Genomic DNA, 7191 nt, shown 5'->3' on the forward strand with positions numbered 1-7191 from the left:
GCTGTCTGCGCCGCCAAAACCGATGCTGAGCACCTATCGCGAGAACGCCAAGGAACGGGAAAATCAGGGCATCCCGCCGCTTCCTCTTGATGCCGCTCAGACCCAGGCCTTAACGGAACTTCTGCAGAAGCCACCAGCGGGGGAGGAGCAGACCTTGCTGCACCTCTTAAGTGAGCGCATTCCTCCCGGCGTCGATGAAGCGGCCTACGTCAAAGCAACCTGGTTGAGTGCCGTCGCCCAAGGCAACGCATCCAGCCCCTTGATAACCCCGTTGGAAGCGGTGCAACTACTCGGCACCATGGTTGGTGGGTACAACGTGGCTGCACTGATCGAACTGCTGAAGCATCCGGACGAGACGCTTGCAAGCTGTGCCGTTCAAGGGCTGAGCCGCACCCTCTTGGTCTACGACGCTTTCAATGACGTCATGGAGCTGGCCAGCAGCAACCGGTACGCCCAACAGGTGGTGGACAGCTGGGCTGCAGCGGAATGGTTTACCCAGCGAGATCCACTGGCCAAAGAGATCACCGTCAGCGTGTTCAAGGTGGACGGCGAAACCAACACCGACGACCTCTCACCAGCCACCCACGCGACCACACGTCCAGACATCCCCTTGCACGCCCTGGCGATGTTGGAAACCCGTGATCCAGAGGGACTCAACACGATCGAAACCCTCAAGAAGAAAGGACATCCCGTGGCCTATGTGGGTGATGTGGTCGGCACGGGAAGCTCTCGAAAAAGCGCCATCAACTCCGTGCTGTGGCATACCGGCAATGACATCCCCCACGTTCCCAACAAGCGCGCTGGCGGGGTGATCATTGGCGGCAAGATTGCGCCAATCTTTTTCAACACAGCGGAAGATTCAGGCGCCTTACCGATCGAGTGTGATGTCAGCGATCTGAACACAGGGGATCTGATCACGATTCGCCCTTACGCCGGCACGATCGAACGCGATGGCAGGGTGATCAGCCATTTTGAACTCAAGCCGAGCACGATCAGCGACGAAGTTCGTGCTGGTGGTCGCATCCCACTGATGATTGGCCGCGCGCTCACCGACAAGGTGCGCAGCCAACTTGGACTTCCCCCTTCTGAAACGTTCATCCGGCCTAGTGCTCCTGCAGACACTGGCAAAGGCTTCACCTTGGCTCAAAAAATGGTGGGCAAAGCCTGCGGTCTTCCAGGAGTCCGTCCAGGCACAAGCTGTGAACCACTGATGACCACCGTTGGCAGTCAAGACACCACCGGGCCGATGACCCGGGACGAAATGAAGGAGTTGGCCTGCCTTGGCTTTTCCGCCGATTTGGTGATGCAGAGCTTCTGCCATACAGCCGCTTACCCCAAACCAGTAGACCTGCAGACCCAGAAAGATCTACCTGATTTCTTTGCCCAACGCGGCGGTGTCGCCCTTCGCCCCGGTGACGGCATCATCCACAGCTGGCTCAATCGCATGCTCTTGCCCGACACCGTGGGCACAGGGGGTGACAGCCACACCCGGTTCCCCCTGGGGATTTCTTTCCCAGGAGGTTCCGGGGTTGTGGCCTTTGCTGCCGCCATCGGCGCCATGCCCCTCGACATGCCCGAATCGGTCTTGGTGCGGTTCAGTGGCTCTCTTCAGTCGGGGGTCACACTCCGCGATGTCGTGAATGCGATCCCCTGGGTTGCGATCCAAAAGGGCCTGCTCACCGTGGAAAAAGCCAACAAGAAAAACGTCTTCAATGGCCGAATCATGGAAATTGAAGGGTTGCCAGATCTCAAGCTGGAGCAGGCCTTCGAGCTCACGGACGCCTCGGCCGAACGCTCTTGCGCAGGCTGCACCATCAAACTCTCCGAAAGCACAGTGAGTGAATATCTGAGCAGCAATGTGGCACTGCTCAAAAACATGATTGCGCGCGGCTACAGCGATGCCCGCACCCTGGCGCGACGGATCAAGGTGATGGAGGACTGGTTGGCCAACCCCCAACTCCTCGAAGCGGATGACGACGCTCAATACGCCGAAGTGATTGAGATCAATCTGGATGAACTCACCGAGCCCGTTCTCGCCTGCCCGAACGATCCCGACAACGTGAAACTGCTTAGCGAAGTGGCTGGGGAAGCCGTTCAGGAGGTGTTCATCGGCTCTTGCATGACCAACATTGGCCACTACCGAGCGGCGGCCAAAGTGCTCGAAGAGGCCGGCGACATCGCCGCCAGGCTTTGGGTTTGCCCGCCCACGCGCATGGACGAGGACATGCTCAAGCAAGAGGGCTACTACGCCACGTTTGAAGCAGCCGGCAGCCGCATGGAAATGCCAGGCTGTTCGCTTTGTATGGGAAATCAAGCCCGGGTCGGGGACAACACCACGGTGTTCTCCACCAGCACCCGCAACTTCAACAACCGTCTTGGCAAAGGCGCACAGGTCTTCCTGGGAAGCGCCGAATTAGCAGCTGTCTGTGCCCTGCTCGGGCGCATCCCTACACCCGAGGAGTACCAGAGGATCGCCGCTGAAAAGATTGACCCACTCTCCGCAGAGCTCTACCGCTATCTCAACTTCGACCAAATCGATCACTTCGTTGAACAAGGTCGGGTGCTGAGTGCTTCAGAACAAGCGGAGGTCATGGCCGGCGCCTGACTCGCTTCCGCTTAAAACCATGTCTGCAGCTAGCGAGCTAAAAGAAAAACAAGATCCATCCGGTTCGAGTCGGAGCATTCGCCGGCTGCTTGAACGCCGCTGGCTGGTTGTTGTGCTCGCCTTGATGTTCACGGGCCTTGGCGCAGCCCTTACAGGGGTGTTGTTCAAGGGAGGCATCAAAGTTTTAGGTGGCTGGCGCCTGGAACTTCTGGCAGACCTTCCCGCTTGGGCCGTTCTGCCTGGCTTAGGTGCAACAGGTGGTTTGGTGTCTGGATTGCTGGTCTCTCGGCTGGCACCATCAGCAGGTGGATCCGGAATCACCCACATCATGGGATTCCTGAACCATCGGGCCGTTCCGATGGGTCTCAAGGTGGGCTTGGTCAAATTGGTTGCGGGAATCGTCGCCATCGGCAGTGGCTTCCCCCTCGGGCCGGAAGGTCCCGCCGTTCAGATGGGGGGATCGGTGGCCTGGCAACTGGCGCGTTGGCTAAGAGCACCTGCGGCATTCCGTCGCGTAATCGTTGCCGCGGGCGGTGGAGCAGGGATTGCGGCCGTGTTTCATGCTCCTATTGGCGGATTTTTCTACGCCATTGAGGAATTACTGCACTCCGTAAGACCAGTCGTAATGCTGCTGGTGATCGTCACCACCTTTTTGGCAGATGCCTGGGCGGATGTATTGGGGTTAACGGGTTTAAGCACGGGTGGTAGCGGGCTGAACACTGGCCTTGGCTTTCAGCTGGAGAAGGAATACGAACCACTGGTGAGGTTTTTGCCCATCGATCTGGGATACCTGATCGGACTGGGCGTTGTTGTGGGTGTGTTGGCCGAGCTGTATTGCCGCTATGTCATCGCCATGCAGAAACAGGGGCATCGGTGGTTCGGCGACCGCCTCGTTCTGCGGATGGTGATCAGCGGAGCACTGCTGGGTGGGGTGTATTCATGCCTCCCCTCAGAATTTCACAACCTCGAGGGCTTACAGAACCTCATCGGTGATGGGAAAGCTGATATTCCAATGGCGCTAGGCACCTTTGTGGTGCTGTTTTTCAGTACGGGATTAGCAGCAGCATCCGGTGCACCCGGAGGCTTGTTTTTCCCAATGTTGACCCTGGGCGGTGCGATAGGCCTCGCCTGTGGGATTTGGGTGGAAGCTCTCACCGGCCACGTCCCCAGCACCTATGTCTTTGCAGGGATGGGAGCATTCGTGGCCAGTTGTTCTCGCACACCAATCACGGCCATGTTTTTGGCCTTCGCTCTCACCAAGGATTTGCTGGTCTTAAAACCAATTCTGGTGGCCTGTTTAGCGAGTTTTCTGATCGCACGCCTGTTTGATCACCGCTCGATCTACGAACGGCAGATGGGGCTTGAGTTGCTGGAGGAAGATCACCTCCAAGCAGAAAACGAACGTCGGAGAAAACGAACGTCGGAGAAGCCTAGGCCTTCACAATGAATGGGAAGGCTCGACGCGACGCCAAGCCTTTCAAGCACCAAAGCCCGAAACATCAGAACCAAGCAACGATGACTGAAGATTGAGCTGGCAATGACAGTGCATCAAATAGCAGATCAAGACGGTTTATTGAGAAGCAGCAGTGATTAAAAGCACTTAACCACTAAGACACCAAAGCAGAATGCAGAAAAACACTTACTAAGAAAGGTTAATTCAAATCTAAAAAAAACAGAAGTGTCGTACCTACACCGATCTAGAGTTTGTTAACAACAGCATTGATCCCCGATGGATCGCGCAGTTACCTGGCTAGATGAGCTACTCAATCTTTCTTTAGTAGCAAAGAATACATTCAGAAAAAGGTCTCTTCAAAAGGGACTATCCGAAACCTCAAAATCCCCATGGCAGCCAGAAGGAACCAATTCGCTCGCTTTTGAGAAAACCCCTGAGAACTATGCGTTTGCCAATAAAGCAAATAGATCGATTGAAATTACTAACAAAAACGAAATCTCGTTATCATCATCTCCTCACACCATCCTAAGCAATTCGTCTAAGAAAGAAGGCTGTCGAACGCGAAGTAATGAGCACTCTAGTGTCAACAGTTTCACTGACTCAGGCGCATCCTTTAACCCTTCATGTTCACAAGTAAATCTGTTGAGTGAGGGCAGCAATGTCTTAAAGGCATTCGCGCCGCATGAATGGGAAGCTCAATTCGCCGAAGGGCTTTCTTACCACCACCGACGACGACGGCTCCAATTCAGGACTCCAATCCCCGCGAGCAACAAGAAGAAGCTTGAACGAGACAAAGCAGATTGGTTTCAACCAATCAATTACTGCACTTTAAGTCAAGAATGCATCCCTCATCTTTACAAGGTCTCAGGCATATGCGACAACAGGACTCAATTGTTGGATTAACAGTCACGCCTGTACCACTTCAACACTTAACAAAAAAACCTTAGCAAGTCCAACAGTCAATCAATTGCCAAAGCTGAACCCAAGGCAAAACCCATGAATTCTTCTCAAAACTTTTTAGCTGCGGCTCTCGAGCTCATCAAAAAAACTAGGCGTTCAAGAACTTCAATCCCAGAAGAATGGCTGAGTTATTCGGGAGAAAATGAGCATAAATCAAGAGCAAGCGAATTAGCAGAAGAAGCGAATTCACTTGAACCCTCAAGCAGTACGCCACTGAACAGAAAAATAATACCTTTGCCGAGCAATGCAAGCAAAGAAATTATCCCCAAAGCCACCTCAATTTCAATCCAGAAAATACCTTACACACAAGCTAAGCAGACATTGCCGAGCAAAGACTTTACTTTAAGCAGCGACTCAAATTCGATCGCGCCTCAAAGAGACCCAACTGATACTTATTATTACGTACAATGGGGCCTTGAAGACACAGAGCCTGGAAGCAATGCAAATGCAGCATGGGATCTTGGAATAACCGGCTCACTTTCAAACGTCATTGGGGTAATAGACACTGGAATAGACTACAAACACCCTGACCTATACTTAAACATTTGGCTCAACCCGGGCGAAATCCCAGATGGAGTTGTTGATAGCAATAATGATGGAATAATCACATTTCATGACCTAAATCACAGCAGCAACTTATCATTTGCTTGGGATCTTGATCCAATAGGAAGCTATGGATATGGCTATGTCGATGCAGGAGATCTGCTTAGCAACAACATCTGGATTGACGGCATTGACAATGAAAGCAACGGATATATAGATGATTTAATCGGATGGGACTTTGCTAATAATGACAATGACCCTTTTGACGACGATAGTCACGGCACTCATGTTGCCGGAACCATTGGCGCTCTTTCAGACAATCAGTTAGGAGTTGCTGGCGTCAATTGGGATATTCGATTAACATCTCTAAAGTTTCTTGGTCCCAATGGAGGTTCTACATCGGATGCAATCGACGCCATTAACTATTTCACCGATGCCGCCAGCAGGTATGATTCAATAAACACAAATAACGGCAATGCTCGCTATTTAGCGACCAACAACTCTTGGGGAGGAGGCTCGTACAACCAATCCCTTGATTCAGCCATACAAAGGGGAGCAGAACAAGGAGTCATCTTTGTGGCTGCGGCTGGCAATAGCGCAAGAAACAACGACATTATTGCAACTTATCCAGCAAACTATGAAGCAATTTACAATAATATTGATCATGTTATCTCAGTCGCTTCGATTGATGAAAATGGGAGCCCTTCATCATTCACAAACTATGGACCAAGGGCCACTGTAGATATTGCAGCACCAGGGGGGAGAATTGGCTCAACATCCCCCAATGACGGATATATATATCTCTCAGGAACCTCGATGGCCGCTCCGCATGTATCCGGAGCACTAGGACTTCTTGCAAGCAAAAATTCAGAGGCTACCAGCTCAGAACTGATCCAAGCTCTCTATTCTGGCGCAGATCAGGACAATAATTTACGCGAAACATCAATTAATGGCAAACGCTTAAATATAACTAGCTCACTAGAAGTATTGCCTAAAGATAACGACATAGCACCGCCCACCATTTCCATCTCCTCCAGTTCTTCTTCTGTAGAAGTCGGCAGTACTGCTCTCATCTCTTTTACTCTCTCAGAAGAGTCCTCTGATTTCACAGCCGCTGATATCTCCGTTTCCAACGGTTCCATCTCAGAGTTCTCTGGTTCTGGTTCCTCATACACAGCTGTTTTTTCTCCTGACAGTACCGGCGCAACACAAGCATCCATCTCCGTTGCAAGTAATTCCTTCTCCGATGCCTCTGGCAACTTCAATCAAGACGGTAATGAAACCAATAATTCACTCACTTTCTCTATTACTCCGCCGCCTGATAACACGCCGCCCACCATTTCCATCTCCTCCAGTTCTTCTTCTGTAGAAGTCGGCAGTACTGCTCTCATCTCTTTTACTCTCTCAGAAGAGTCCTCTGATTTCACAGCCGCTGATATCTCCGTTTCCAACGGTTCCATCTCAGAGTTCTCTGGTTCTGGTTCCTCATACACAGCTGTTTTTTCTCCTGACAGTACCGGCGCAACACAAGCATCCATCTCCGTTGCAAGTAATTCCTTCTCCGATGCCTCTGGCAACTTCAATCAAGACGGTAATGAAACCAATAATTCACTCACTTTCTCTATTACTC

At 51.9% G+C, this 7191-nt stretch carries 3 protein-coding genes; all 3 read left to right on the forward strand.

Translation table 11 applies throughout. The features are described from left to right. Nucleotides 1–22 precede the first annotated feature (22 nt). Complete coding sequence (gene acnB, locus NCN04_RS05720) at nt 23–2605, forward strand: bifunctional aconitate hydratase 2/2-methylisocitrate dehydratase (protein WP_250395454.1); 2583 nt, start codon at nt 23–25, stop codon at nt 2603–2605. A 19-nt stretch (nt 2606–2624) separates the two neighbouring features. Continuing rightward, a complete protein-coding gene (locus NCN04_RS05725; protein ID WP_502988757.1) occupies nt 2625–4052 on the forward strand; it encodes a ClC family H(+)/Cl(-) exchange transporter in 1428 nt (475 codons plus the stop codon). A gap of 1002 nt (nt 4053–5054) precedes the next feature. Continuing rightward, nucleotides 5055–7191, forward strand: a 2137-nt coding sequence (locus NCN04_RS05730) for a S8 family serine peptidase (protein WP_250395455.1), incomplete at its 3' end; no start/stop codon positions are given.

It is taken from the genome of Synechococcus sp. MU1655, from assembly GCF_023630655.1.
GTDB lineage: Bacteria > Cyanobacteriota > Cyanobacteriia > PCC-6307 > Cyanobiaceae > Synechococcus_C.